Genomic DNA, 26061 nt, shown 5'->3' on the forward strand with positions numbered 1-26061 from the left:
GGCCGCCCCGGATTTGCCCGCTGCCGGGCGCATGGACGCGCAGGGGGCAGCTGGCACCTCGCAGGCGGGCAGGATGCCCGCCGAGAATGAGGGGCGGCCGGGGTCCGGCCCTCCCCCTCCCCGTGATCACCCACCATCACGACCGCCGTGGCCCTGGCTGCTGGTGCTGCTGATCGTCCTGGCTGGGACCTGGCAGGCATTCAAGCTGGAGATCAACGACGACGCCCTGGATCTTTTACCCGGAGAGGCGGTTCGCGGTGACATCGCCCTGCTGCAGCAGTTGGGCCTGGTGGACCGCCTCTTCATCACCCTGAGCCATGACCCCACCCACTACCCGGATGGAGAGGCGGCCCTCAGCGCCCTGAAAGCCAGCGCCGTGGGAGTCGGGGAGGCCATGGCGGCGGCCCCGCTGTTCACCGAGGTGATCTACCGTTTCCCCACCGATTTTGAACTGGCCCTTTTCCAGGAACTTGAGCCCCACCTGCCCACCCTGCTCCATGAGGAGGAGCTGGCCGCCCTGGCTCCTCGACTGACTGAAGAGCAACTGACCCGCACCCTGGAAACTAACTTCGCCCGCCTCAACAGTCCGGTCGGTTTTATCCTTAAAAATCAGGTCCAGCGTGATCCCCTGGGCCTGATGGGCCTGGTGCTGCAAAAACTGTCCCATCTTGAAAGCGGCTTCACCGGCTCCATCAGCGACGGTTTTTTCCTCAGCGATGATCGCGCCAGCATCCTGCTGCTGGCGGAAAGCACCAGATCGCTGACCGACTCCAGCGGGGCCAGGGAGGTGGCCCGGCGGCTGACGAAGATCATGGAAGAGAACCTGACCGCCGGGGTGGAGTGGCGGATAATCGGCTCCTTACCCCATACCCTGGCCAATGCCGATTCCGTTCAGCGTGACCTGCGGCTGCTCTTGCCGGTGGCCACCGTTCTCCTCTTCAGCATGCTGATCTTTACCCTGCGGGACTGGCGGGCTTTGCTGGTGCTGGGCATCCCCTTCCTGGCGGCTCCGGCCGCCATCGCGGTGATGGGAATGATCCATGGCCGGGTCAGCGCCCTGGCCCTGGGTTTCGGTATCGTCCTGATCGGCATCGCCGTTGACTTCGCCGTCCATATCTATCTGGCCCTGGTCGGCGCGGAGGGCGACAGCAGACAGATCAAGAAGTTGCTCTTGCGACCCGTGGCCCTGGCCACCCTGACCACCGCCGGGGTTTTCATCATCCTGTTGTTTTCCGAAGTCCCCTCCCATCGGCAGATGGCCTCCCTCTCCCTGAGCGGCATTCTGCTGGCGGTGATCTTCTCCTGGCTGCTGCTGCCCACCCTTGTTGGCCCCGGGCGGATAAGACCGCGCCCGGCCCCCTGGTTCCGGGTGCCGAATATCCCCTCGCTGCCGGGACGGTTCATGGCTCTGGCCCTGTGGGGCTCACTGCTGGCCGCCGGCGTACTCTCCTGGCCGCAACTGACTTACAATGGCGACCTCCAGGTGCTGGACGCCCCCGACCCCAAAGTGCTCGCCGATGAAGAGCACTTCCGGGCCACCTGGCGGGAGCGGGGGGATCAGGCCTTTGTGGTGGCGGCCGGCTCCACCCTGGAGCAGGCCCTGGATCGGAATTTCATTGTCTATCAGCACCTGCGGCAAGCCGACTCTCTGCAATTTCAGAGCCTGGCCCCGCTGCTGCCCGGACCGGCGGCCCAACAACGGCAACTGACCGCCTGGAACGAGTTCTGGCGTTCTCACTCCGCAGAGTTCCTGCCCCGGTTCGACAAAGCCGCGGCGGCGGCCGGCTTTGCCCCCGACGCCTTTAAACCCTTCCTTAAGCGGCTCGAGACGGCACCGACGGCCAGCAATCCGACAAGAATTCTCCAAGGGCCGCTGCAACCTCTGCTGGCCACCATGGTAAGGCTGCCCGGCCCGTCAACCGACGGCAACCAGCCGGATATTCTGCTGTTGACCACGGTGGCACCGGCGGCCGCAGCCCTCCCTTTACTGCTGGCCCTGGAAACGGAGCATCCCGGGATCACCGTCCTTGCCAACCAGAAGTGGCGGCGGCAGGTGGAGGAGCTGATGCGCCATGACATGGTGGTCCTGGTCAGCGGAGCCGCCATCCTGATCAGCCTGCTGGCCCTGCTGGCCTTCCGAAAACCCCGGCTGGTGCTGGCCGTATTGGCCCCGGTCCTGTCGGCCCTGGCCGCCATGATCATCTTCAGCCGGCTAACCAGCGGCGAACTCAATATGATGCATCTTTTGATGGGGATCATGGTGATCGGCCTGAGTGTGGATTACGGAATTTTCGTGGTCTGCGCCCGGGGTGGCCGCCTGGAGGGCAAAACTTTCCTGGCGGTTTCCATTTGCGCCGCCAGCTCCCTGCTCAGTTTCGGGGTCCTGGCCTTTGCCCAGCACCCCGCCCTCCACTCCCTGGGGGTCACCGTCCTTTGCGGCATCGGCCTGGCCTGGCCCACGGCGCTGGTGATCTCGCCCATTCTGGCCGGCAACGGCTGCCGGGAAAGCTAGATGGCAAGATTGCTCCGCTCCCTCACAGCCATCCTGCTGCTCGGCCTGCTGGCCGGCTGCGCCCTGCCGGCCCGGGTGGCGATCGGCGAGCGGGACCACCCGCCGGCCGCACCGGCAGCCGGCGAGGAGCTATTGTGGCGGATCAAGATCCTGCGGGGAGAAAAAACGCAATTTACCGGCCTGCTGGGCACCAGAAGGGAGGGGGACGGACTCTACTATGTCCTGCTGGATGGCTCGGGAGTAACCCTGCTTGAGGCCCGGCTGACCGCCGGCGGCGAGTACCAGCCCATCCGGGAGCTGGCGATCTTTCGCGACCACCGGCTGCCGGAGTTCCTGGCCCAATCCCTGCGGCGGATCTTTCTGTTGCAGCCGGCCGCCACGCCCTGCGACCGCAACCTGCTGTTGCGCTTTTGCCAACAGGAAACCAACGCGCAAGGGATGAAGAAGTTCGCCAAGCTGGGCCTCCTGCCCCTCTGGAGGGTGGAGTATAGTGCCCCCCCGGCAACTTTAGCCGCCAACTGGACGGGAATTACTTTCACAAATCCCTGGCTCCGGGTAACATTGCTGCTCACCAGAGATCAGGAGAGGATTGATGCCGGCGATTGAAGAGGCGCTACATAACTCCCTGCGCCAGTGGCAACGGGAGCAGCGGGCTGGGGAGATTGCCGTCACCGGGGAGTTCAGCTTCGCTCCCGCCTTTCCCGCCTTCAACGGTCATTTTCCCGGGCATCCGATCCTGCCGGCGGTGGTCCAACTGGCCGCGGTGCGCCACCTGGCGGAGTTGGCGGTGGACGAGCAGCTCAGCCCCGGGGGCTGCCGCAACGTGAAATTTCGCGGCGCGGTGCGGCCCGATGACCTTCTCCAGGCTGCTGTCACCCTTAAGCCCCGGGGAGCGGGCTGGCAGGCGGAGTTCTCCCTGCAACGGGCCGGAGAGACGGTGGCCGACGGAACCATCGACCTCTCCGCCGCCAAACGGTAATCCTTGCCATGGGCCTGCTGAAAAAATATTTCTCCACCGACCCGGGCGCTCCCCCTCCCCTCACCGCCGCCACTACCAGACGGGTGCGCTTCGAAGAGGTGGATATGCTGCGGATTGTCTGGCACGGCCGCTACCCCAGCTACTTTGAAGATGGCCGCATCGCCTCCGGCGACCGCTACGGCTTGAGTTACCGCCAGTTTATCGAGTACGGGGTCCTGGCACCCATCGTCCAGATGCAGATCGACTACAAAGCCCCCCTCTTCTTTGACGAAGAGATCACCATCGCCGCAACCCTGCACTGGAATGACGCCGTGCGGCTGGACTACAGCTATCTGATCAGCGGCGCCGACGGCAGGGTGGCGGCCAGCGGTTGTACCATCCAGCTGCTGACCGATCCCCAAGGCGGCCTGATGCTGACTCATCCCCAGTGGATCGCAGCGTTCAGGGAAAAATGGCGGCAAGGTATGCTGGCACCATGAGCGCGATTGTCGTCAGTATGACCGGGATGGAAACGGCCCTGGGCAACGGCGAGGCGACCTGGCAGGGCCTGCTGGCCGGTCGCTCGGGTTTGCGGACCGACCCGCGGGCGGGATTGCCCGATCCCCGGCCGGTGGGAATGGTGGCCGAACTGCCGACCCCCATCGGCACCGATCAACGACTCCGGGCCCTGCTGAATCGGTTGCTGGCCACCATCCCGATCCTCCCCTCCCAAACCGCCCTTATTTGCGCGACCACCAAGGGGGCGGTCGATGAGTTGCTCGGCGGACCGGGCCCCTGGCCGGGCCAGCCCCAAACCCTAAGCGGCTATCTCGGGCGAAAACTGGGCCTGAGCGGTGGAGATCAGCTGGTAACCAGCGGAGCCTGCGCCTCGGGCACCATCGCCGTTATGCAGGCCGCCATGCGCCTCCAGGCCGGGGAGTGCCGGGCCGCCCTGGTGGTGGGGGTGGATCTGCTCAGCCGTTTTGTCCTGGAAGGATTCGCCAGTCTCCAGGCCCTTTCCGCCAACGGCTGCCGCCCCTTTGACGCAGCCAGGGACGGTCTTTCCCTGGGCGAGGGGGGCGGCTGGCTCCTGCTCACCACCGCCACCGAAGCCGCCAACCGGCGGTGGCCGATCCTGGCGCGACTCAGCGGTTACGGCATCTCCTGCGATGCCTCCCATATCACCGCCCCCTGCCGCCGCGCCAGCGGCCTGATCAGAACCCTGCGACAGGCAACCGCCAATGGCCAAAGGGAGGTGGGCGGGATCAATGCCCACGGCACCGGGACATCCTACAACGACGCCATGGAGTTGCTGGCCTTTTCCCGGGTCTGGGAGAGCCCCCCGCCGGTTCACTCGGTCAAGGGTGCCATCGGGCACTGCCTGGGGGCCGCCGGGGTGATCGAGGCGGCCATGGCCGTCCGCAGCCTCACTGCCGGGGTGTTGCCCCCCACCGTGGGGCTCCGGCGGGGAGAAAACGCCGCCATCCCCATGGACGGCAGCACCCCCCTGCCCCTGAGGGCCCCCTCGATAATCAGCTGCAACTCCGGTTTCGGCGGGATCAATGCCGCCCTGCTCTTCAGCAAGGATTCGGAGTCGCTGTAAACCGAGCGAGGGCGGTTTATCCGACCGGACCGGCCCCCCAGGTTTTACTCCACTTAAACCCCTTTTCCTCAAAAAGACGGACACAGGCAGCCACCACGACCGGATCATAGCGGCTGCCCTGATGCTCCCGGATCTCCTGGATCGCTTTATCCAGTTGCAGGGCCGGACGGTAGGGGCGGTGGTTGGTGATCGCTTCCACCACATCGGCCACCGCGATGATCCGCGCCTCAAGGATGATCGCGTCTCCCCGCAAATTCTTGGGGTAGCCGCTTCCATCCAGCCATTCATGGTGCTGGACCACCATTTCGGCCACCGGCCAAGGGAAATCCACCCCCTTGATGATCTCATAACCCACCTCGGAGTGGGTGCGGATGAAGCGAAATTCCAACTCGTCAAGCTCTCCCGGCCGGTTCAACAGTTCCGCCGGAACATAGATCTTGCCGATATCATGGATCATCGCCCCCAGCCGCAAACCTTCGATGCGCTGCTCATCAAGCCCCATCTCCCGGGCGATGGCCACCGCCAACTCCGCCACCCGCTGCTGGTGGCCGGCGGTGTAGGGATCACGTTTTTCGATGGTGGTGGCAATGGCCTGAATCGTCTGCACCAGACTGCGTTGCAGGCGTTCGGTCAGTTGCTGCCGCCCCTGTTCGGCCTCTTTACGTTTCGAGATATCGAGGATGCTGGCCCGGCACTCCACGATCCGACCCGCCTGGTCGAAAACCGGCTGGGCGGTAAGGCTAATCCAGATGATTTCATCGTTTTTGCGCCTAATCTGCAGTTCCTGATCCCTGAGCTGGGCGCCTTCACTGAAAAGGGAGAACAGAGCCTCAGCCCGGGTCAGACCGTTTTCTCCTGCAGGGAACAGGGCGAACAGAGAGCCGCCCACCAGTTCCGCCCTTTGATAGCCCAGCATCCGGATGGCCGCTTCGTTGACCTGGATGATGGTGCCGTCATACAGGCCCAGCAAAAGATAACCCGTCGGCGCGTGTTCAAAAAGCTCCTGAAACCGGGCTTCGCTGGCCGCCAGGTCGCGGACCGCCGCTTCCCGTTCGGCGCGAATCCGCAGCATATGGATGCCAAAGGCGAGATCATCGGCCAGCTCGCTGAGCAGCACCACTTCATGGGTGTCGAAGGCATTGGGTTCGGCGGCATAAATGGAGAGGGCGCCGTACATCTCCTCCCCATCAAACAGGGGCAAGGCAATCACCGAGGCATAGCCCCGCTCCAGGGCTTCCTCCCGCCAGGGTCCAAAGTCCGGGTCGCTTCGCAGATCGCGGGAGGTAACGGCCTGGCGCCGGACAATGGCGATTCCGGTCGGCCCCCGGCCGTGGGGTTCATCGGCCCAGGTTGTCGGCACCGCCTGCAGAAAGCCCTCCTCACGGCCGGCGTGGGCCACCGGCCTTATCGTTTTTGCTTGATCGTCCTGGAGATAGCCCACCCAGGCCATCTGGTAACCGCCGGTTTCCACCAGAATCCGGCACACTTCGTCAAGCAGACCGGACTCGTCAACGGCCCGGACCAGCGCCTCATTGCCCCGGCTGATGGTGCGCAAAGCGCGGTTCAACCGTTGCAGCTCCAGGGCGAAACGGCGCAACTCGGTCAGATCCTCTAAAATGTGAATAGAGTGACGATAACTCCCATCGGGCCGGCGAATCCCAAAGGAGCGGGAGACCAAGACCTCACCCTGGGGCAGGGTTACCTCATCGCCACCCTCCTGGGTCAGCTTTTCCGGGAAATCCCGACAGGAGGGCAACGGCTGGGAGAGCTTGGGAAAAAGTTCGTAGTAGGTTCGACCACGCAACTCCTCCAGCGGCAGACCCGCCCGTTGAACGTAAGCGGGGTTGGCGTGGACGATCCGGTGATTGCGATCATGGATGAATATCGGGTCCTGAATGGCATCGAAGGCGTCATTCCAGTCCCGATGGGCCATCTCGACGCGACGCCGGCTCTCTTCCAGCTCAACATTGGCCTGCTCCAGTTCGGCGGTGCGCTGCCGCACCCGCACCTCGAGATGATCGCGAGCCTCCCGCAGGGCCTGTTCCGATTTTTGCAAAGCGCTGGTGCGCTCCTCAACCCGCTGTTCGAGTTCCTGATTGTAGAGGCGTAACTGCTCCTTTTTTTGCCTCAGGCTTGCGGCCATATTGTAGGCCGCCGCGGTCAGTTCGACCAACTCATCCTTGTGCTGAAAAAAATTTATTTTCCGGCCCGGATCGGCAAGCAACTGCTCCCTGGCCTTGGGGGGGGACTCCTCCTGATCGCGAAATATTTCGAGAATCCCGCGCAGGTTGATCACCACCATGCGGTGAAAGAAAAAACTCAGCGCCAATAACACCAAGGCCAAGCCGCTGGCGACCACCAGGAAAATTAAAGCCGCCTTTTGCCGGGCCTCGACCATGGTCGCCGCCACCGGCACCCCCACCGTCACCAGGCCGGCCAATTCACCGGCAGTTTTGCCGAAACCCAAACGACTTCCGTATGTTTCAACCAGGCTCGGCGGGGCCTGCTCCGGCCGGCCATGGCAGAGCAGACATTCCTCTTCGAAGTAGACCGGCCGGAACCGTTTAAACTTGTCCTCGCCATCAATCTTCAACAGCCCCCGCCATTCGGCCTGGTCGGGATACTCGACGAAATAAGCGATCATCCGCCGTTCCAGTTCATCGGCTTCATAGTGGGGATTGCGGGCATTGATCGCCACCCGGCGATAGTTATAATCCCCCACCAGGGGGGCAAAACGCTCCATCACCGCCCGCCCCACATATGAGGTGGACATGGCCTCGGGGAGAAAATAATCCTGGCCAAACCGGCTGTACATAACCGGCCGCAGCTCTTCCCGAACATAGGCCCGGCTGGCCTCCACCGCCGCCATCACAAGCTCCGACTGATCAAAAGCCCTTGCCACCAGCTGCCTTTTCTCGGCCTGATAGATGATCAGGGCCGTTCCCAGACAATTGAGCAGCAGGATCAAGCCGGTGACCAGGAAAAACTTGGTCTGCACGCTCAAGGAATTTTTCAGCATTGGGCCAAGCCCGGTCGACTTGCCCTGGGCATCTTCAGGATTTTTGCCAGCAATGAGTTTGTCATTCATCACCCACTCCTTGGTCATCGCCCTGATTATCAGGCAACTAAAAAGAGAAAAAACGGATCGGAACAGCCCAAGCCTGTTCTCCAAGCCGGGACTGGCAATCATAAAACTGATGATTGATTATCCAGAATCGCCACCTGAGCTGTCAACCTAAATGCTTGTTATTTCAAGATGGGAGGGGGGCGATCAGCAGCAGTTCCACCGGGCAGTGATCCGAACCCGTGATCTCCGGGTGGATGGCCGCCGCCTTCACCCGGTGGCGACTGTCGGCGTCGACGCAGAAATAGTCGATTCTCCAGCCCACGTTGCGTTGGCGGGCGCCGCCCCGGTAGCTCCACCAACTGTAGTGACCACCCTCGGGATGGAACAGCCGGAAGGTGTCGACGAAACCGGCGGTCAGGAACCGATCCATCCAGGCCCTTTCCCCACGGGAAAAACCGGGGCTCTGCTGGTTCTCCTTGGGGCGGGCCAGGTCGATCTCCCGGTGGGCCACGTTGAGATCGCCGCAGACCACCACGGTTTTTTGCCGGGCCAGGTCGGCGGCGAATTCGCTGAAGCGGCGGCAGAAGGCGAGCTTGTAACCCAGCCGGGCCAGTTCGGGCTGGGCGTTGGGCAGGTAGGCGTTGATCAGAAAAAAATCGGCAAACTCCAGGGTCAACACCCGGCCCTCGCCGTCGAACTCCGCAACCTCCATGCCGTAACGGACCGCCAGCGGCTCCCGACGACTGAAGGTGGCCACCCCCGAATAGCCCTTCCGTTGGGCCGGCAACCAGTAGGCATGATAGCCCGGCAACTCCCTTGCTTCCTTGGGCAGTTGTTCGGGGTGGGCCTTGATCTCCTGCAGGGCCAGGATATCGGGGGCCAGTTGCCCCACGATCTCGGCAAAGCCTTTGCCGACGATGGCCCGCAATCCGTTGACGTTCCAGGAGATCAGCCGCAGCTCCGGCCGGGTGCCGGCAACGGCCGGACCGGTGGGCACCCGACGGGGGGTAACCCCGATTTGGGGGCACCACTGCACCACCGGGCAACGGTCGCAGTGGGGGTAGAGGGGCTTGCAGACCGCCTGCCCGAAGGCCACCAGCATGGAGTTGATGGTCAGCCAGTATTGGTCCGGCAGTTTGGCCCGCAGGGCGGTTTCGGTGGCCAGCGGGGTGGCGGTTTGCACATAGCCCCAGATATTCATGATCCGATGGACATGGGTATCGACACAGATCGCCGGCTTGCCGAAGGCCACCACCACCACCAGGTTGGCGGTCTTGCGTCCCACTCCCGGCAGTTTGATCAGTTCTTCCACGCTATCGGGAATCCGACCGCCAAACAGGGTGTTAACGGCCTCGGGCAAGCGGGCCAGGTAAGCGGCCTTGTTGCGAAAAAAACCCACCGGATGGATCAGCCGGGCCAGTTCCCCTTCCGTCAGCCGGCTCAAGGCGGCCAGGTCCGGCGCCTTGGCGAACAGGCGGGCGGCGGCCCCGGCCGTGGTTTCATCCCGGGTGCGGGCCGAAAGGATGGTGGCCGCCAGCACCTTGTACGGGTCGTGAGTCTGGACCGCGATCAGGTCCACCACCGGCACCCGGTAGTTGGGGATCTCCTCGGCCAGGCGGGTCAATATCTTATCAAGCGTGGCGGTGTCCATTTGCCGCCGTTGTAAAAGTATTGGCGGCTCCGGTCAACCTTAAACCGCCGGTACAACCAGCCGGCGCCATTTTTTTTCAACGGGCCGCCGGTTCGCGAATCTGGTAAGCTTACGCCATGGAAAACGCCGCCACCATCTCCGTCATTAAAGCTTTCGCTCGCAAAGGTGAACTGAAAAGGCCGCTGTTCGCCCAAGGCGTCTCGGCCGGCTTTCCCTCCCCGGCCGAAGATTATATCGAAGGCCGGCTCGATCTCAACGAGCTGATGGTGACCCACCCCGCCGCCACCTTCTTCGTCCGGGTGGCGGGGGACTCCATGATCGGAGCCGGCATCCACCATGATGACATCCTGGTGGTGGACCGCTCCCTGGAGCCGGTCAGCGGCAGGGTGGTAATCGCGGCGGTGGACGGTGAACTTACGGTAAAAAGGCTGTTTAAAGGGGAGGGTCGGGTGCGGCTGCTGGCCGAAAACCCCGCCTATCCACCCATCGAACTCAGCGGGGAGGCAACCTGCGAAATCTGGGGCGTGGTCACCTTCGTCATCCATACCCTCTAAAGAAAACCATGGGCCGGATCTTCTCCCTGCTAGACTGCAACAACTTCTACGTCTCCTGCGAGCGCCTCTTCAACCCCCGGCTGGCCGACCGCCCGGTGGTGGTGCTCTCCAACAATGACGGCTGCATCATCGCCCGCTCCAACGAAGCCAAAAAACTGGGGATCGGGATGGGCGAACCCTTCTTCCGCTGCCGCCGGTTGATCGAAGCCCACCGGGTTGAGGTTTTCTCTTCCAACTTTCCCCTTTACGGCGATATCTCCCGCCGGGTGATGGAGTTGCTGGGTCAGCTGGAACCGGAGGTGGAGATCTACTCCATCGACGAGGCCTTTATCCGGCTGCCCGATGGCAATCCGGTGGAATTGCGGGCAAACGGCCGCGCCATAAGGGCCGTCATCGGCCGCCAGGTCGGGATTCCGGTTTCCATCGGATTCGGCCCCACCAAGACCCTGGCCAAGATCGCCAACCGGATCGCCAAAAATGAGCCGGAACATGAAGGGGTGTTTCTGCTGCCGGAACAGGGCCTTGATGAACTCCTGGCCACCGTGGCGGTAAACGATATCTGGGGGATAGGCCCCCGCTCCGCCGCCCGGCTGGCCACCCGCGGCATCCGTACCGCCCTGGCCCTGAAAAATGCCGATGACGGCTGGTTGCGCCGGCATCTCGGCATTACCGGCCTGCGGGTCGCCATGGAGCTGCGCGCGGTTTCCTGTCTGCCCCTGGTCTCGGTCCCGCCGGCCGGCAAATCGATCGCTTCATCCCGTTCCTTCGGCCGGCCGGTAACCGCTTTCTCCGATCTGCGGGAAGCGCTCTGTTCCTACGTTTCCCTGGCCGCCGAAAAGCTGCGGGGCCAACGGCAGAAGAGCGGCGCCCTCCAGGTCTATCTGGCCGCCAATCTTTTCTCCGCCGACCATGGCCGGCAGGTGGACGGCATGGCCGTCAACCTGCCCCAGCCCACCGCTGATACCCCGGAGTTGATCAGCCGGGCCGCCGCCGTTCTGGCCCGGCTTTACCGCCCCGGCCGCTCCTATCGCAAGGTGGGGGTGGTGTTGCTGGATCTCAGCCCGGCCGATCAGACCCAGCCCAATCTCTTTCAACCGCCCCAGCGGGAAAGGGAGGAGTTAATGGGCGCTCTTGATCGGATCAACCGCCGCTGGGGGCGGGACACCATCCACAGCGCCGCCAACGGGCTGGCAAAAACCTGGCAAAACAAGCAGGCCCGCAAATCCCCGGCCTATACCACCTCCTGGCATGAGCTGCCGGTGGTGATCTAAGTCCGGGGGGGAGGTGCCGACTGATTTGCCTTGCTTTGCGGCGGCAAACCCGGAAATAATCGGGGGATGGAAGATGAACTGAAGGGGATCGTCCAGGGGATCACCCACCATAACCCGGCCAACGGCTGGACCGTCCTGCGGGTGCAGCCCTTTGACCAGCGGCTGGAGCCGGTCAAGGTGGTGGTCCACCAGGCCCGGGTTTTCGCCGGGGCCACCATGCGTTTTACCGGGAGCTGGCACGATCACCCCCGGTTCGGCCGTCAGTTCATGGCCCGAGAAGCCTTGGAGCTCAAGCCGGCCACCGCCGCGGCCCTGGAAAAGTACCTGGGGTCCGGCCTGATCAAGGGGGTGGGACCCAAGACCGCCCGCAAAATCGTGCGCCATTTCGGCGAGCAGACCCTTACGGTTTTTGAAAAGGAGATCGAACGGCTTACCGAGGTGCCGGGCATCGCCCAAGGCAAACTGCAAAGCATCAGGACAGCCTGGCAGGAACACCGGGCGATCCGGGAAGTGATGCTTTTTCTCCAAAACCAGGGGATCAGCACCCTGTTCGCGGTCAGGATCTACAAAGAGTACGGTGACCGGGCCATCGAGGTGGTCAGCCGCGACCCCTATCGGCTGGCCGAGGATATTTACGGAATCGGCTTCTTCTCCGCCGACCGGGTGGCCCTGGGAATGGGCTTTGCCGCCGATGGCGATCCCCGATTGATGGCCGCCATCCGCCATATTCTGGCCGCAGGTAGGGAACAGGGCCACTGCTACCTGACCCGGGAGCAGGTGGAACAGGAGGTCAAACAGTTGCTGGAGCTTGAGGTCGGCGACCGGGTCGCCGGCCTGCTGGCAAGGATGGCGGACGAGGGGCGGCTGATGGTGCGGCACCTGGCCGCAGAGGCAACCTCTCCGGCCCGCCCCTGCTACTACTCCAAAACCCTCTACCATGAAGAGCAGGCGGTGGCCGACCGGATTCAGAGCCGGCTCGTTTCGGTACCCTTTGACCGACAACAGGTGACAGCCTGGCTGGAGCGCTACTGCCGGGGCCAAAAGTTGACGCTCTCCCCGGAGCAGCAAGCGGCAGTGGCCGGAATCACCGGACGCCGCTGCGCCATTCTCACCGGGGGGCCCGGTTGCGGCAAAACCACCGCCACCCGGGTTTTGGTCCGATTGTTGGAAGCGATGGGCCGGCGGGTGCTGCTGGCCGCTCCCACCGGCCGGGCCGCCCAGCGGCTGAGCGAGGTGGTGGAGCGCGAGGCCCGGACCATCCATCGGCTGCTGGAATGGGCCGGCAGCGGCTTCAAGCGCCGGGCCGACAACCCCTTGCATTGCGATTTCCTGATTGTCGATGAATGTTCAATGCTCGACATCAGCCTGGCCGCCGCCCTGCTCCAGGCGGTTCCGCCGGAGGGGCAACTGCTGCTGATCGGTGACCCGGACCAGTTGCCCCCGGTGGGAGCCGGCAACGTGCTGCGCGATCTCATCGCCTCGGGTCGGGTCCCCTGTTTTAAACTGAGCAAGGTTTTCCGCCAGGCGGCAACCTCGGCTATTATCCGGTTCGCCCACCAGATCAATCAAGGGGAAATCCCCCGAATCACCTCCCCCTTTCACCAACCGGCCGGCTGGCGGGAGGATAACGACTGCCTCTTTATCGATTCCGACGAAGCCAGCCAGGAACAGTTGCAGTTTCTCCACCGGGTCCGCGGCCATTTCCGGGAAAAGAGCGCCCCGGTGCCATCGGCTGGCGGCGACCCCTATCAGTTCCGGCTGGGCGAGGAGGTGATCCCCTATGAAAGCGAATTGACGGTGCCGGCCAAATTCCGCCACGTCAACCTGGAGCAACTGCTGGCCGCCGCCACCGCGGCCGAGGAGTTGCGGGCCCTGCTCAGTCGGGTCCATCCCTGGTCGTCGCTGCACTATGGCCTGACGGCGGTGGAGGTGGTGGTCAAGCTCTACCGGGAGTGGATTCCCAAGTACCGGGGCGGACAAACCGAGATTCAGATCCTGACCCCCATGACCCGGGGAACCCTGGGCACCCGCAATCTCAATCAGGTGATCCAGGCCCGGATCAATCCCGCCGGGGCGGACAAACCGGAGATCGAAGCGGGCAGCCGCCTCTTCCGCCTGGGCGACCGGGTGATCCACACCCGCAACAACTACGATCTGGAGGTCTTCAACGGCGATATCGGCACCATCAGCGCCATCGACCACGAGGAGCAGACCTGCCGGGTCACCTTCCCCCCCGATGATCGCGGGGTCACCTACCGCCGTGATCAGATGACTGAACTGGAACTGGCTTACGCCATCACCATCCACAAATCCCAGGGCAGCGAGTTCGGGGCGGTGATTATGCCGGTGCTGACCCAGCACTACAAGATGCTCTTCCGCAACCTGGTCTATACCGGCCTGACCCGGGCCAAAAAGCTGGCGGTGCTGGTGGGCAGCCGCCGGGCCCTGGCCCTGGCGGTCAACAATCGGGACACCTCCCGCCGCCAAACCGCCTTGGCGCAACTGTTAAGAAGTGATGGCGACCCGGGAGCTCTCCAACATGGCCAAAGCCAGGGCGGCGGCCCGCTGTGAGGCCCCGCTCCCCCCCAGCTGCTGGCGGACCTGGGCCAGGGCGGCCACCATCTCCGCTCTTCGGCCCTCATCTTCCAGCAAATCCGCCACCGCCCGGCTGATCTTTTCCGGCGTGGCTTCATACTGCAAGAGCTCGGGAATAACCTCCCGCCCCGCCACCAGGTTGACCAGGGTGGCATGGGGCAGATCGATCAGCAAGCGGCCCAGGAGATAGCTGAGGGGGGAAAGTTTGTAGGCAGCCACCATGGGAACTCCCAGGATCGCCAGTTCCAGGGTGACGGTGCCGGAGGCGGCCATCACCACATCACAGCGGGCCATGGTCCGGTGGCGCTGTTCGGTGCTGATCTCGATCTGGAGATCGGCGGCCTGATCAAGGCCGTAACCCTGCAGTTCCCGGGGATCAAGGCCGGGAGCCAGGGGCAGGACGAAACGGGGCGGGGTCGGCAGTTGGGCGGCCAGACGGCGGGCGGCGGCCAGGAAAATCGGCAGCATGGTGGCAAGCTCCCGGCGCCGGCTGCCGGGCAGCAGGCCGATCAACCGGCCGGGCCCGCCATGGGGAGTGGGACTCTCGCTGACCACCTCCGCCAGTTCATCGAGCAGGGGGTGGCCGACAAACTCCACCGCCACTCCCCGGTTCCGATAAAACTCCTGCTCAAAGGGGAGAATCACCGCCATCATATCCACCCGTTGGCGGATGGTCCGCACCCGACCCTGACGCCAGGCCCAGACCTGGGGGCTGATATAGTAAAAAACCGGGATTCCCAGCTTTTTGGCTGTAGCCGCCAGCATCAGGTTGAAATCGGGATAGTCGATCAGAATCAGCAGCTCGGGGCGCTGCTCCCGCAGGAAGGCCCGCAGTTTGGCCAGGGCGGCCCTGATCTCCCCCAGATGGCTCAACACTTCGATCAGCCCCACCACCGCCAGGCGGCTGGACTCATAAACCAGATTCACCCCCTGGGCGGCCAAGGCCCCGCCACCCATGGCACTGATCCTGACCTCCGGCCGCTGGGCCTTGATCGCCTTGACCAGGTTGGCACCGTGCATGTCGCCGGAGGCCTCCCCGGCGACAATCAGGATATGGGGCTGGGAGTTGGCCACGTCCACCCTCACGCCCGGGGAGGCTGGATCAGGTCGCGATATTTGCTGAAATTGTCCTTGATCTGCTGCATGATCTCCTGGGCCACCGCCAGGGCCATCCGTCCCTGGACCCCGGAAACCTTGGGGGTGGTGCGCTCCCGCACGCTGGCGATAAAGTCCCGCAACTCAGCTTCCAGGGCGTCCTGCTCCGGCAAGGCCACCGTGACGATCTCCTCCTGGGGCAGGCCCAACTGGTTCAACTCATCCTTCAACCTGATCATCATCAGTGATTTTTTGCCGTAATCAACCGAGATATAACTTTTGGGCTGAAAGATGCGCAACCGGCGGATATTGTCCTTGGAGATCCGGCTCACCGTGATATTGGCGGTGCAGCCGTTTTCAAAGATGATCCGGGCGTTGGCGATGTCGGTGATCGGGGTCACCACCGGCACCCCCACGGTATGGATGGAGCTGATCGGGGAATCGACAATGCTGAGGATGATATCGATATCGTGGATCATCAGATCCAGAACCACATCGACATCGAGCCCCCGGGGTTTAAACATATGGATGCGGTGGGATTCGATGAACAGCGGCCGGGTCAGCAGACCCTCCAGGGCAACCACCGCCGGATTGTAACGCTCGATATGGCCCACCTGGAGAATCCGGCCCCCGGCCTCGGCCAGGGCGATCAACCGGTCGGCCTCCTCCAGGGTGGTGGTCATCGGCTTTTCCAGCATGATATCCACCCCCTGCTCCAGGCAATCTCGGGCCACCTGATAATGGTGGACGGTGGGCACCACCACGCTCACCGCCTCCACCTGACCCAGCAGTTCACGATAATCGCCGAAGGGCCGGGTTCCGCACTCCCGGGCCACCCGGGCCGCCTGGGCCGGATCCAGATCCACCACCCCCACCAGCTCCGCCTCGGGCATGGCGGCATACTTGGCGGCATGAAATTTGCCCAGATGCCCCACCCCTATCACTCCGACCGCTATTTTCTTCATCATTACAATCCGTTTGCTGATTACTCTTAACTTTTCCCCGGCTTAATACCACGAAGAGCCGACACAATCAACTTGTTGTTTCAATGCCTTATGCTATTATGGGCCTTTGACTGGGCCCGAAGAGCAAAGAGGATGGCGGAGATCAACCAATGCAGGAAACACGTGAAACCTGGCAGAGCAATATCGGCTTTCTGATGGCCGCCATCGGCTCGGCCATCGGCCTGGGCAACATCTGGCGCTTCAGCTACATGGCCCACGAACACGGGGGCGGAGCCTTTCTGGTTCCCTATCTCACCGCCCTGCTGGTGGCCGGAATCCCCATCATGCTGCTGGAGTACGGGATCGGTCACCGGGAAAAAGCCTCCTCCCCCCTGGCCCTGGCCCGGATCCACCGCCGTTTCGAAGGGCTGGGCTGGTGGATGCCGGTGGTGGCCATGTTTGGCATCATGCTCTACTACTCGGTGATCATCGGCTGGTGCGCCAACTATCTAGTCTACTCCTTCACCCTGGCCTGGGGGGACAACCCCCAGGATTTTTTCTTCAACCACTTCCTCCAGCTTTCCGAGTCCGCCGCCGCCTGGGGCGGAATCCGGCCCTCCATCCTGCTGGCCACCGCTTTGGTCTGGCTGGCCTGCTGGCTCATCTGTTTCCGCGATATCCGCCACGGAATCGAAAAGGCGGCCAAGTTATTCATGCCCCTGCTGCTGATCCTCACCGCCATCATGGTGGTCTGGACCTTCACCCTGGAGGGGGCCCGGGAGGGGATCTTCAACCACTATCTCAACCCGGACTGGAGCAAGATCAATTTTCTCAGCGCCGATCCCGAGGCCCGGGTGGCCGCCGGCCGGGTCTGGGCCGCCGCCTTCGGTCAGATCTTCTTCACCCTCTCTTTGGGTTTCGGAATCATGATCACCTACGCCAGCTACCTGCCGGCCAAGGCCAACCTGGCCCGCAACGCGGTGATCACCGCGACGGCCAACTGTGCCTATTCCATTTTCGCCGGCCTGGCGGTTTTCGGGATCGTCGGCTTCATGGCCCACAGCCAGGGGGTGGGTTTTGCCGAGGCAATCAAAGGCGGCCCGCAGCTGGCCTTTGTCGTTTATCCCCAGGCGATCTCACTCCTGCCCGACTTCAACGCCCTCTTCGGGGTGTTGTTCTTTCTGGTGCTGGTCATCGCCGGGCTCACCTCCGGGGTCTCCCTGATCGAGGCCTTCTCCTGCGCCCTGACCGATAAGTTCGACTGGCCCCGCAAACGGGTGGTCAGCGTCCTCTGCCTGCTGGGGCTGCTGGGCAGCCTGATCTTCACCACCCGGGCCGGACTCTACCTGCTGGACATCACCGATCACTTCATCACCAGCTACGGCCTGGTGCTGGGTGGTCTGCTCCAGTGCCTGATCGTCGGCTGGTTCATCGGTCCGGAAAAGTTGCGCCGCCACATCAGCCGCCTGGGCAGCCGGGTTCCAACGGCCTGGAACCTCTTTATCCGCTACCTGACTCCCCTGGCCCTGGGGATCCTGCTGCTGATGGCCCTCTATGGTGATCTTACCGCCAACTACAGCGGCTACGCGACCCGCCATCTCCTGCTCTACGGCCTGGGCTGGTTGCTCTGCTGCCTGGCGGTGGCGATTGTTTTAAGCCGCAAACCCTGGCGGGCGGCCAAACTAAAGCGGCGGCACCGGCCCGGCGAGGATGAACTTCTGGTCTAAATGTTTTTTAAAATTCGCCTGATATCGCTGGGCCTGCTGCTGACAGCGGCGGCGCTCGGCCTGGCTGTGACCCTGCTGCTCGACAGCGAGCAGGTGCGCGAGCGCTTCGCCCAGCAGCTGGCGGAACGGCTGGCCAGCGACATCGACCTGGACAGCCTCAAACTGGTCTGGCACCCCCTGCCCCACCTGCGGATCGCTGGAATCGAACTGACCCATCCCCAGGCCCGCCTGCGGCTGGGGGAAGCCCAGCTCTATCCCCGCTGGCGTTCCCTGGCCCAACTGCGGCTGGAACTGGGTCAAATCGTTCTCGATTCACCGCAGCTGTTTATCGATCCGGCGGCCATCAAAGCTTCACCAAAACCCGCGGATTCCCCGCCGGCCCCGGCCCTCAAGCTGCCCGCCGCCGGTGAACTGCAAATCCGCCGGGGCAGAATCACCATCACCGCGCCAGGGGAGTTGGCCGGGGTAACCATCGCCCCCCTCCAGCTTGAGGAAATCAACGGCCAACTCTTCCTCAACCCGACCGGAATAACCCTGGAACTTGCAAGCCGCCCCTCCTTCGGAGCCTCCCTGGCCCTGCGGGGGTGGTACCAAACCGGCGGCAGCCACCATCTGACCATCGAGGGCAAGGCCCTGCGACTGCACGAAGCGGTGCCCTCACTGGCTCACGGTCAGGTAAACACTCTGGAAACCCTGGCCAATCTGACCCTGGCGGTCGACGGCAAGGGGCTGGAGGAGTTCACCGCCTCCCTCCATGGCCAGTTCCCCTGTTTTCTCCTGTCGCCCGAGGAGGGCAAAGTCCGGCTGGACTGCGGCCTGGCCCACCTGGAATTGACCAGGAAACAGGATGACTGGCAACTGCTGATCCACGACTTTGAGGTCAAGGAACCGGGCATGCACCTGGAGGGGATGGTCAGCCGCCGCTTAACCGCCGCCGCCAACGCCCCGCCCTCGCCCTACTGGGAGATCGATATCCGGGGCCGTGACCTCGATGCCGGGGAGATCCGCACCGCGGTCATGGCCATGCTGGGCCGCTTTCGGGCGGCCCGCGAGTTCCACGATATCGTCCGGGATGGCCAGGCCAGCAGCGCCGCCTTTCATTTCGCCGGTCCGGAGAGTGATCTGGCCGATTTCAGAAACATGACCGTGGCGGTGGAGGTCGCCACGGCGGAGATCATGGTTCCGGAGGTTGACCTGCATCTTTTCAATGCCACCGGCTCGCTGCTGATCGAAAACGGCATTCTGGAGCTGCGGCAGGCCCGGGCGACCCTGGGGGAGAGCCGGGGCTACGACTGTTCCCTCAGCGTCGGTCTCTTCAAGGAACTGCGCCAGTTCAAGCTGGACCTGGCCCTGGAGGCCACCCTGGCCGATCTGCGGGAGGTACTCCCCGGCCTGGTCCGGCAGCCGACCTTCCAGGACGAGGTCCGCCGCTTTCACCATCCCCAGGGGCTGGCCACCGGCCGCCTGACCATTGGTGACACCCTGGATGAGTTCAACGTCCAGGTCAATATCGCGACCCTTGCGGGGCGGACCGAATATGAGCGCCTGCCCTGGCCCCTGGAGGTGGAGAGCGGCCAGGCCCAAATCAGCCGGGAGGAGGTCCACTGGTCGGGGGTGCGGGGCCGGATCGGCCCCCACCGGGTCGACCAGGCGGTCGGGCAGATCGGGGTTGAGGAGACGGCGCCCTTTATCATCCGGGAACTGAGGGGGGAGCTGGCGGCCGGCCCCCTGTTTCAGCACCTGCTGGAGTATCCCCCGCTGCAAAAAGCCCTGGCGGTGGTTTTAGACGAAGTTGATGGCCAGGTCGAACTGCGGCAAGGGCGGGCGGCGGGCAAGCTCTGGCAGCCCGAAGGTTGGGAATACGAACTGGCCCTGGCCCCCCGCGGCCTGGCCTGGCAATCCCCCCTGCTGGCCACCAGAATTATCAACGAAGGGCATGGCACTCTGTTCTTTTCTTCGGCCGGGGTCCGCTTTCAGGATCTCACCGGCATGTTGCGGGGCGACCGGATCGTTCTCGATGGTCGCCTGCAGCACCGCTTGTTGCAGGAGTGGCGCGGCGAATTGCAACTGAAAGGATTGATGACCGGTGAGGGGAGAGGCTGGCTGCGGGAACGGGACTGGCTGCCCTCCTCCCTGTTGCCCTCGGTCCCCCTGGTCCTGGACCCCCTCACTCTGCACTTAACCAGCGAGCTTCCCGGCCGGGAGACCAGGCTGAGCGAGCTTACCGGAGTGCTGCGCGGCGGCCGGGAAGAAGCTCCCGCCACCTTGCGCTTCACCAGCAAACTTCCCCACGGGAAAAGCGGCAAGCTGACCCTGGAAGCGTCCCTGGAGGATGAACTCCACCAGGCCGCGCTCCACTTGGGACTGGGCCCGCCCCCGGCCGGGGAGGATTCCCGGGCCGCCGTGCAAGTGCAATTCCAGGGTGAACTGGCCCCCGATTCCCTGGCTCGTTTTTTCAGCCAACTGCCCTTCAGCCGGGGCCTGTTGCAGGGCCACGGCCAATTCCTCCTGCCGGAGGGGGCCAGGGCCCCCCTCTTCCAGGGCGAGATCAAGGCTGAAGGGGTCCGCTGGCATCCGCCGGTGGCCCCGACAGAAAGCCCGGATCTGGTTGAAGGGATCTCGGCCCTGGAGATCACCACCCTGGCCCTGGAAGGCCGGGAGCTGACCGGCCCCCAGCCGAAGAGCGATCTCCATCTGCGGCAACTGGAACTGTCCCTCTCCCCCCGAGAGCAGCTCAGCCTGGCCGGCCTGATCCGCTCCAACCCGGCCAGCGGCCTGATCCTTGATCTGGATCTGAACTCCACCTTCCTCCGCCGCTCGACCCTGCTCAGCTGGCAAAACCGGCTGCCCCAAGCCGCTCTGCCCGGGCCGCAAAACGGCCGGGAAGAGGGGGCAACCACAACAGCCACCACCTGGCCCGTTAGCGGAGCAATCACCGTCAATCTGGCCAGATTCGATGCCGGTCCCACCCGGGAGCTTTTGCCCCACGAAGTTCCAGCCGACCAACCCTACTTTACCTGGACCCCTTTCCAGGCCAGACTGGCCCTTCACCCCGGTGGTGGTTTGAGCGCGGAAATCTCCCAGGGGATTCTTTGCTGCCTGGAAACCACCGGCACCTGGTACTCGGATCCCGCCCTGGGAGTGGGAGATTTACGAATCAGGACGATCTGCCCGGAGCGTTCCCGTTTTGAAGATATCCTCTCCTGCCTGGGAATCGGTCAGGATATCATCGTCGGCGATTGCCGGGTCGATGCCCGCTTACGCGGTGATTCGACTTTCTGGCAAGAAGGGCGGATCACCATCAACTCGCCCGGGGGAGGGCGGATCCTGCGCCTGAAAGTGCTTGCCCGGATCTTCAGCCTGATCAACCTGACCGACTTCTTTTCCGGCGGCATCACCGGCCTCGATGAGCGGGGGTTTGCTTACCAGGGCCTGGAGTTCGAGGGGCGCATCGAGGATAACATCCTGTATCTGGAAAGGGCGATCGTGAAGGGCGAGGGGCTCAATCTTTTTGTCCGGGGGCAGCTTGATCTTGGCACCAGGCAGGCCAATATGACCGTTATGATCGCCACCTTCAAAACCCTGGATGCCATCATCGGTCGGATCCCTTTCATCGGCCGGGCCCTGGGGGGGCCGGACACGGCCATCATCACCATTCCGGTGGGAGTCCGGGGGGATATCCGCGAACCCGAGATCACGGTGCTGCACCCGGAGGCGGTGGGGGAAGGGATGCTCAACCTGATGCGCAACACCCTGCTGTTGCCCTTCAATATTTTGAGCCCCATCATTCAGGGGGGCAACCGGGAAGAGGAGGAGTAAGCCCCGCCGAAGAGGCTGACCTTATTTTTCCCCCTTACTGAAAAATCGCCGCCACCACCGGCAGGGCTGTTGCTGTTGGGCCACCATCTTCTGGAGCCACTCGATAACCTCCCGGGACGGTTTTTGCACATACTCCATCCCCAGCTGGAACGGCTTCCCCGGCCTGGTCAAGAGTCGGTCAAACCAAACCGGTCGCACCGCCTGCAACAGCTCCGGCAATCCCTCCTCCCGGGCCAGCTCTTCCGAAGCCGCCAGATAGAGGCTCTTCCCCTCATCCTCATGGAATGAGTAAAAGAGATGGTGGCCACCTATCTTGGCCTGGGGTACGGTCAGCCGCAGACCGTGGCGGGAAATGTCGCTGATCAGCCCCATATCCTCCGCCAGCTCCAGCCCACTGTGATTGTCGCGGATAATGATTCGCACCGAAAGTCCAACCTCGATTCGTTGCGAACGCCGTAGCTCCTTACCCATATTCCATCCCCCTTTTAGCTGGCAAATCCACCTCGGCACCACCCCCGACCGCGGCCCTCATGGCTCCCAGCGCGGCAAAATAATGGTAAAGGTGGTCCCCTCCCCCGGCTGACTGCGAGCGTACAACTCTCCATGGTGATTTTCCACGATTTTTTTACAAATCGCCAATCCCATGCCGGTCCCCGGATATTGCCCCCTCAGGTGCAACCGTTGAAAGGGGCGAAAAATCCGATCGAGATATTTTTCATCAAAACCGATGCCGTTGTCCTCCACCAGAAGCCGAACCCGCCCATTACCAAGTTCCTGCCGGGAAACCCGCACCAGGGGTCTGACCCCTTCCTGGTGAAACTTCAAGGCATTACCGATCAAATTCAAAAAGAGGCGGTGGAGCTGATTGCGGTCGGCGTTGACGCTCCCCAGGGAAGCGATCTCCACCCGCCCGTCGCACTCCTTGCGTCGCTGCTCCAAATCTTCCAGCACCTCCCGAAGCAACGCGTTGAGATCCACCGGGGTTAACTTCTGCTCCTGGGAGGCGACCCGGGAGTAGTCGAGCAGATCCTGAATCAGATGGCCCATTCGGGTGGCCGCCTTTTCTATCCGCCGCAAATAATCACGGCCCTTATCGTCCAGTTGCGCCGAGTGCTTGAGCAGCAGCCGGTTGCCGAACGAGACGATGGTCCGCAAGGGCTCCTGGAGATCGTGGGAGGCGATCTGGGCGAAATCACGCAACTCGGCGTTGGAACGCTCCAGCTTCAAGGTGCGCTGGGCGATGGTCTTCTCCTGTTCGCTGAGTACCTTTTCCATGGCCCGCCACTGCTGGCGCAGCCGATTGAGCAGCAGTGTCAGCACGGCGCCCACCACCAGAAAACCCAGCAAATGGCCGAAAAACATCATCATTTTCTGGGAGCGCAGAATGGCGAAATGGGGCTCGGCCGGAAAAGTCAGACTGATGCCGCCGCGCGACTCACCCAGCTGGTAACCATCCCGGGCGTGGCAGGTCAGGCAGGACTCCTCCACCCGCAGGGGGATCATGTAGCGAAAGACCGCGCCCTCGGCGTCGCGTTGCAGATCCAAACGCCAATTTTTGCCCCCTTGCTCCAGGGCATCGAGAGATGCCAGCTCCCAGGGATCGGCGGCATTGAGGGGATTGAGCGGCTGACGACTGAATATATGGATCACCAGTCCGGTCTGGCGGCGGGTGATCTCACCGATCTGGCGGGTCATGTAAGCGGGGTTGATCATGGTCAGCCGCAAACCCTCCTGGCTTACCAGATCACGATGGGGGATCTGGAGATAGGGGTTGGGCTGGTCCTTGGCGGTGATGGGGACATAGACCCCGCCATGTTGGGCGTTCCAGGTTCGGGTGTTCAGGAGCAGCTGGCTGATCCCCTCGGCATAATGGAGGGCCATCTGGTTGGCATGGCTGCGAATGTTAAGATAGTTGAGAACGGCCGAAACCGTGACGACCAGGGCCAGGAGCAGCAGCGGCAGGAAGCGGCAACCCCGGCGAGCCAGGTATTTTTGCAGGGAGCATTCAGTCATTCAGTTGCGATTAGGCTCAGAGTTCGGCCAGCAAATCATCAACCAGATCACTTACCAGTTGACCGTTGGGGGCGTAGGCCACCGGATTGAGCTCCAGCAGTTGCCGCCAGATATTGATCGCTCCGACCCGGTCGTTAAAGTCATGGAGCAGGACCACCCCCAGATTAAAATGGGCGGTCTCATGGCGGGGGTTGATGGCAATCGCCCGTTCAAAAGAGGTGACGGCCTCTTCCGGCTGGCCGTTACGGCGATACATCACCCCCAGATCGGTAACCACATCGGCATTTTCAGGATCCAGGGCCAAGGAGCGGCCATAGGCAGTGATCGCCTGCTGATAACGGTCGGTATCAAAGTAGAGATGCCCCAGCTGGGTCCAGGCCTGGACGTTATCCGGATCAGCCGCCACCGCCCGTTCCAGACTCTCCATCACCCTGGCCTGCTCGGGACTGAGACCGTTGGAGATGGCCCCGGCCTGGCCGGTAGCAAAGCCGGCTGCTCCCGGCAGCTTGTAAACACTGAAAACGATACCGGCCACAAAGCCGATCACCAGACAGGCAAAGGCGGTGAAAAAAAGGGTGTCCCGCTTGACCATTCCCCCGGGAGACTTGCCGGGGAACCCCGGCAACGGGGATCCCATCTCCTCCTCCCCCAATTGAAAGGGTGTTGATTGCGAACTTCCCCGATCAGCCATAACTATTCTCCTTGTTCTTCCCGGTTGCGACAGTATAATCAGACGCAAACTATAATGGATTTTCGACTCAATAGACAAGGGGCGATTGGCGGATGTTCAAAAATAATGGACTGGAGCGAGGTCTGCGGGAGGCGATTGCTTCGTTTCTTGATGAAGATCTGGGGCGGGGAGATATCACCGGCGAAGCCATCTTCCCGGCAACTCAGCAGGGCAGCGCGGTTTTCATCGCCAAGGAAACCATGGTGACCGCCGGCATCGAACAGATCGCCCCCCTGGTTTTCACCTGCCGTAACCCGGAGATTGCCGCCCAGCCCCTGGTCGCCGACGGCACCAGGGTGGACAACGGAGACCTGCTGCTGCGGTTAACCGGCCCGACCCGCGATCTGCTGGCCGCCGAACGGGTGGCTCTCAATCTTTGCCAGCGGCTCTGTGGGATCGCCACCCTCACCGCCCGCTTTGTCGAGCAGGTACAAGACCTGCCGGTGGTCATCCTCGATACCCGCAAGACCACCCCCGGCCTGCGAACCCTGGAGCGAGCCGCGGTAAGAGCCGGGGGGGGGCATAACCACCGCTTCAACCTCAATGACGGGATCCTGATCAAGGACAACCATATCGCCGCTGCGGGCTCAATCTTGAGGGCGGTGGCTAAGGTGCGAGCCGGCAATCCGAACCGGTTGCCGGTGGAGGTGGAGTGTGAAACCCTGGCCCAGGTTGAGGAAGCCCTGGCCGCCCAGGTGGAGATCATCATGCTGGACAACATGGCCCCGGCCATGATGGCCCAGGCGGTGCAGCGGGTCCGGGGGCGGGCCCTGCTCGAGGCCTCCGGCGGCGTCAACCTGGAAAACGTGCGCCGGATCGCCGAGACCGGAGTGGATCGGATCTCCATTGGAGCGCTGACCCACTCCGCCCCGGCCCGGGATATCAGTATGGAAATGGTTTAAACTCAGCCGTTCTTGGCCCCTTCCAGGCCGGAGGCGATCGCCTTGGCCATCTTGTCGGCGAACAGCCCGTCGATATGCTCCTGGGTGAAAACCCCCTCTTTGCGCATCGCCTTGGTGGCATTGCCAAACGCCATCCGGACCTTGCGATCCTCCACCAGCTGGAGGGCCACCTGCAACCGCTGCCCCAGCTCCTCCTTGCTCAACCCCTCGCTTTCGCCGATGGGACCAAGCTTCTTCACCTCAGCGGTGAAATCGGTGATCAACCGGACAAAACGGGGAGCTTCCGCGGCGGAAGCCCACTGCAGATCGAAGCGCTCCGGCTTGAGGCCCACTTCGGCCAGAACCTTTTTGATCAGGAAACTGGCGCCCATTGCATCATAATTACCAACCTGGTAATGGCATTCGCCCAATTGTCAGCCGCCGGTGAAGATGCCGTCGGCCCCTTCGATAAAGCCCCGGAAAACGAAGGCGGGATCAAGGCGACCGGTGCACATCACCCGGATGGTCCGAAGGTTGGGGGGGTACTGGTAGCGGGAAACCCCGGCGCTGTCGGCCGCCGCGTAGCAACACCAGTTGCAGAGAAACCCCAGGATTCGGGGATTGAATTCTTCCTTAGCCAT

20 protein-coding genes are annotated in these 26061 nt (G+C 63.0%); 12 read left to right on the plus strand and 8 right to left on the minus strand.

Annotated elements, in window-relative coordinates; translation table 11 throughout:
- Positions 1 to 73 precede the first annotated feature (73 nt).
- From ACHHRT_RS04765 to ACHHRT_RS04785, 5 genes are read left to right on the plus strand one after another with little or no spacing between them, the layout of a single operon-like run.
- The gene (locus ACHHRT_RS04765) at positions 74 to 2512 is read left to right on the plus strand and encodes an MMPL family transporter (protein ID WP_395498239.1); all 2439 of its coding nucleotides are present in this window, start codon (positions 74 to 76) and stop codon (positions 2510 to 2512) included.
- Entirely contained in the window at positions 2513 to 3118 is a 606-nt protein-coding gene (locus ACHHRT_RS04770) for a hypothetical protein (protein WP_395498241.1), read from the plus strand.
- Entirely contained in the window at positions 3105 to 3491 is a 387-nt protein-coding gene (locus ACHHRT_RS04775; RefSeq protein WP_395498243.1) for a 3-hydroxyacyl-ACP dehydratase FabZ family protein, read from the plus strand. Before ACHHRT_RS04770 ends, ACHHRT_RS04775 begins: the two co-directional genes overlap by 14 nt.
- A gap of 8 nt (positions 3492 to 3499) precedes the next feature.
- On the plus strand, positions 3500 to 3970 hold the full coding sequence (locus ACHHRT_RS04780) for an acyl-CoA thioesterase (protein WP_395498245.1): 471 nt from the start codon (positions 3500 to 3502) through the stop codon (positions 3968 to 3970).
- Complete coding sequence (locus ACHHRT_RS04785; RefSeq protein ID WP_395498247.1) at positions 3967 to 5073, plus strand: beta-ketoacyl synthase N-terminal-like domain-containing protein; 1107 nt, start codon at positions 3967 to 3969, stop codon at positions 5071 to 5073. The genes ACHHRT_RS04780 and ACHHRT_RS04785 overlap by 4 nt, the downstream gene beginning before the upstream one ends.
- 16 nt (positions 5074 to 5089) lie before the next feature.
- Here the strand turns inward: ACHHRT_RS04785 and ACHHRT_RS04790 are convergent, their stop codons facing one another.
- Positions 5090 to 8071 (minus strand): HD domain-containing phosphohydrolase, encoded by a 2982-nt coding sequence (locus ACHHRT_RS04790; RefSeq protein ID WP_395498249.1) that lies wholly within the window; start codon positions 8069 to 8071, stop codon positions 5090 to 5092.
- Between ACHHRT_RS04790 and ACHHRT_RS04795 the strand changes: the two genes are divergently transcribed.
- The gene (locus ACHHRT_RS04795) at positions 8046 to 8312 is read left to right on the plus strand and encodes a hypothetical protein (RefSeq protein WP_395498251.1); all 267 of its coding nucleotides are present in this window, start codon (positions 8046 to 8048) and stop codon (positions 8310 to 8312) included. The genes ACHHRT_RS04790 and ACHHRT_RS04795 overlap by 26 nt on opposite strands.
- A gap of 12 nt (positions 8313 to 8324) precedes the next feature.
- On the opposite strand, the gene ACHHRT_RS04800 is transcribed toward ACHHRT_RS04795, so the two are convergent.
- Complete coding sequence (locus tag ACHHRT_RS04800; RefSeq protein ID WP_395498253.1) at positions 8325 to 9791, minus strand: exodeoxyribonuclease III; 1467 nt, start codon at positions 9789 to 9791, stop codon at positions 8325 to 8327.
- A 116-nt stretch (positions 9792 to 9907) separates the two neighbouring features.
- Here ACHHRT_RS04800 and ACHHRT_RS04805 point away from each other — a divergent pair, with 116 nt between their 5' ends.
- The 3 genes from ACHHRT_RS04805 (at position 9908) to recD2 (ending at position 14187) form a co-directional block, all read left to right on the plus strand.
- Positions 9908 to 10345: a LexA family protein gene (locus ACHHRT_RS04805; RefSeq protein ID WP_395498255.1), complete on the plus strand. Its 438-nt coding sequence runs from the start codon at positions 9908 to 9910 to the stop codon at positions 10343 to 10345.
- Positions 10346 to 10353: 8 nt separating this feature from the next.
- Positions 10354 to 11616 (plus strand): Y-family DNA polymerase, encoded by a 1263-nt coding sequence (locus ACHHRT_RS04810; RefSeq protein ID WP_395498257.1) that lies wholly within the window; start codon positions 10354 to 10356, stop codon positions 11614 to 11616.
- Positions 11617 to 11682: 66 nt separating this feature from the next.
- Positions 11683 to 14187 (plus strand): SF1B family DNA helicase RecD2, encoded by a 2505-nt coding sequence (gene recD2, locus ACHHRT_RS04815; protein ID WP_395498259.1) that lies wholly within the window; start codon positions 11683 to 11685, stop codon positions 14185 to 14187.
- Here recD2 and lpxB read toward each other — a convergent pair.
- Both lpxB and ACHHRT_RS04825 read right to left on the minus strand, forming a co-directional pair.
- Positions 14122 to 15285, minus strand: coding sequence for a lipid-A-disaccharide synthase (lpxB, locus tag ACHHRT_RS04820; RefSeq protein ID WP_395498261.1), 1164 nt, complete (start codon positions 15283 to 15285; stop codon positions 14122 to 14124). The two genes, recD2 and lpxB, sit on opposite strands and share 66 nt — an antisense overlap.
- A gap of 8 nt (positions 15286 to 15293) precedes the next feature.
- Positions 15294 to 16271 (minus strand): Gfo/Idh/MocA family protein, encoded by a 978-nt coding sequence (locus ACHHRT_RS04825; protein WP_395498263.1) that lies wholly within the window; start codon positions 16269 to 16271, stop codon positions 15294 to 15296.
- A 149-nt stretch (positions 16272 to 16420) separates the two neighbouring features.
- Between ACHHRT_RS04825 and ACHHRT_RS04830 the strand changes: the two genes are divergently transcribed.
- Positions 16421 to 17977: a sodium-dependent transporter gene (locus tag ACHHRT_RS04830; RefSeq protein ID WP_395498265.1), complete on the plus strand. Its 1557-nt coding sequence runs from the start codon at positions 16421 to 16423 to the stop codon at positions 17975 to 17977.
- Positions 17978 to 21796: a YhdP family protein gene (locus ACHHRT_RS04835; protein WP_395498267.1), complete on the plus strand. Its 3819-nt coding sequence runs from the start codon at positions 17978 to 17980 to the stop codon at positions 21794 to 21796.
- Positions 21797 to 21817: 21 nt separating this feature from the next.
- Here ACHHRT_RS04835 and ACHHRT_RS04840 read toward each other — a convergent pair whose 3' ends face one another.
- The 3 genes from ACHHRT_RS04840 to ACHHRT_RS04850 are packed head-to-tail and all read right to left on the minus strand — an operon-like array spanning position 21818 to position 24500.
- Complete coding sequence (locus ACHHRT_RS04840; protein ID WP_395498269.1) at positions 21818 to 22267, minus strand: PilZ domain-containing protein; 450 nt, start codon at positions 22265 to 22267, stop codon at positions 21818 to 21820.
- Positions 22268 to 22324: 57 nt separating this feature from the next.
- On the minus strand, positions 22325 to 23809 hold the full coding sequence (locus tag ACHHRT_RS04845) for a sensor histidine kinase (RefSeq protein WP_395498271.1): 1485 nt from the start codon (positions 23807 to 23809) through the stop codon (positions 22325 to 22327).
- 16 nt (positions 23810 to 23825) lie between these two features.
- Positions 23826 to 24500, minus strand: a complete 675-nt coding sequence (locus ACHHRT_RS04850; RefSeq protein ID WP_395498273.1) for a tetratricopeptide repeat protein — start codon at positions 24498 to 24500, stop codon at positions 23826 to 23828.
- 92 nt (positions 24501 to 24592) lie between these two features.
- On the opposite strand from ACHHRT_RS04850, the gene nadC reads away from it, so the two are divergent.
- On the plus strand, positions 24593 to 25441 hold the full coding sequence (gene nadC / locus ACHHRT_RS04855; RefSeq protein WP_395498275.1) for a carboxylating nicotinate-nucleotide diphosphorylase: 849 nt from the start codon (positions 24593 to 24595) through the stop codon (positions 25439 to 25441).
- Positions 25442 to 25443: 2 nt separating this feature from the next.
- Here the strand turns inward: nadC and ACHHRT_RS04860 are convergent, their stop codons facing one another.
- Positions 25444 to 26061, minus strand: a complete 618-nt coding sequence (locus ACHHRT_RS04860) for a hydrogenase iron-sulfur subunit (RefSeq protein ID WP_395498277.1) — start codon at positions 26059 to 26061, stop codon at positions 25444 to 25446.

The organism is Desulfurivibrio modestus (assembly GCF_044068625.1).
In the GTDB taxonomy this organism is placed as follows: domain Bacteria; phylum Desulfobacterota; class Desulfobulbia; order Desulfobulbales; family Desulfurivibrionaceae; genus Desulfurivibrio.

Bases quoted from the DNA above. Each gene is read 5' to 3' on its own strand.
- ACHHRT_RS04840 (WP_395498269.1), bottom strand. From the start codon at position 22,267: ATGGGTAAGGAGCTACGGCGTTCGCAACGAATCGAGGTTGGACTTTCG.
- nadC (WP_395498275.1), top strand. From the start codon at position 24,593: ATGTTCAAAAATAATGGACTGGAGCGAGGTCTGCGGGAGGCGATTGCT.
- ACHHRT_RS04800 (WP_395498253.1), bottom strand. From the start codon at position 9,791: ATGGACACCGCCACGCTTGATAAGATATTGACCCGCCTGGCCGAGGAG.
- ACHHRT_RS04825 (WP_395498263.1), bottom strand. From the start codon at position 16,271: ATGAAGAAAATAGCGGTCGGAGTGATAGGGGTGGGGCATCTGGGCAAA.
- ACHHRT_RS04805 (WP_395498255.1), top strand. From the start codon at position 9,908: ATGGAAAACGCCGCCACCATCTCCGTCATTAAAGCTTTCGCTCGCAAA.
- ACHHRT_RS04810 (WP_395498257.1), top strand. From the start codon at position 10,354: ATGGGCCGGATCTTCTCCCTGCTAGACTGCAACAACTTCTACGTCTCC.
- ACHHRT_RS04765 (WP_395498239.1), top strand. From the start codon at position 74: ATGCCCGCCGAGAATGAGGGGCGGCCGGGGTCCGGCCCTCCCCCTCCC.
- ACHHRT_RS04785 (WP_395498247.1), top strand. From the start codon at position 3,967: ATGAGCGCGATTGTCGTCAGTATGACCGGGATGGAAACGGCCCTGGGC.
- ACHHRT_RS04770 (WP_395498241.1), top strand. From the start codon at position 2,513: ATGGCAAGATTGCTCCGCTCCCTCACAGCCATCCTGCTGCTCGGCCTG.
- ACHHRT_RS04850 (WP_395498273.1), bottom strand. From the start codon at position 24,500: ATGGCTGATCGGGGAAGTTCGCAATCAACACCCTTTCAATTGGGGGAG.
- ACHHRT_RS04775 (WP_395498243.1), top strand. From the start codon at position 3,105: ATGCCGGCGATTGAAGAGGCGCTACATAACTCCCTGCGCCAGTGGCAA.
- ACHHRT_RS04845 (WP_395498271.1), bottom strand. From the start codon at position 23,809: ATGACTGAATGCTCCCTGCAAAAATACCTGGCTCGCCGGGGTTGCCGC.
- recD2 (WP_395498259.1), top strand. From the start codon at position 11,683: ATGGAAGATGAACTGAAGGGGATCGTCCAGGGGATCACCCACCATAAC.
- ACHHRT_RS04830 (WP_395498265.1), top strand. From the start codon at position 16,421: ATGCAGGAAACACGTGAAACCTGGCAGAGCAATATCGGCTTTCTGATG.
- ACHHRT_RS04780 (WP_395498245.1), top strand. From the start codon at position 3,500: ATGGGCCTGCTGAAAAAATATTTCTCCACCGACCCGGGCGCTCCCCCT.
- ACHHRT_RS04835 (WP_395498267.1), top strand. From the start codon at position 17,978: ATGTTTTTTAAAATTCGCCTGATATCGCTGGGCCTGCTGCTGACAGCG.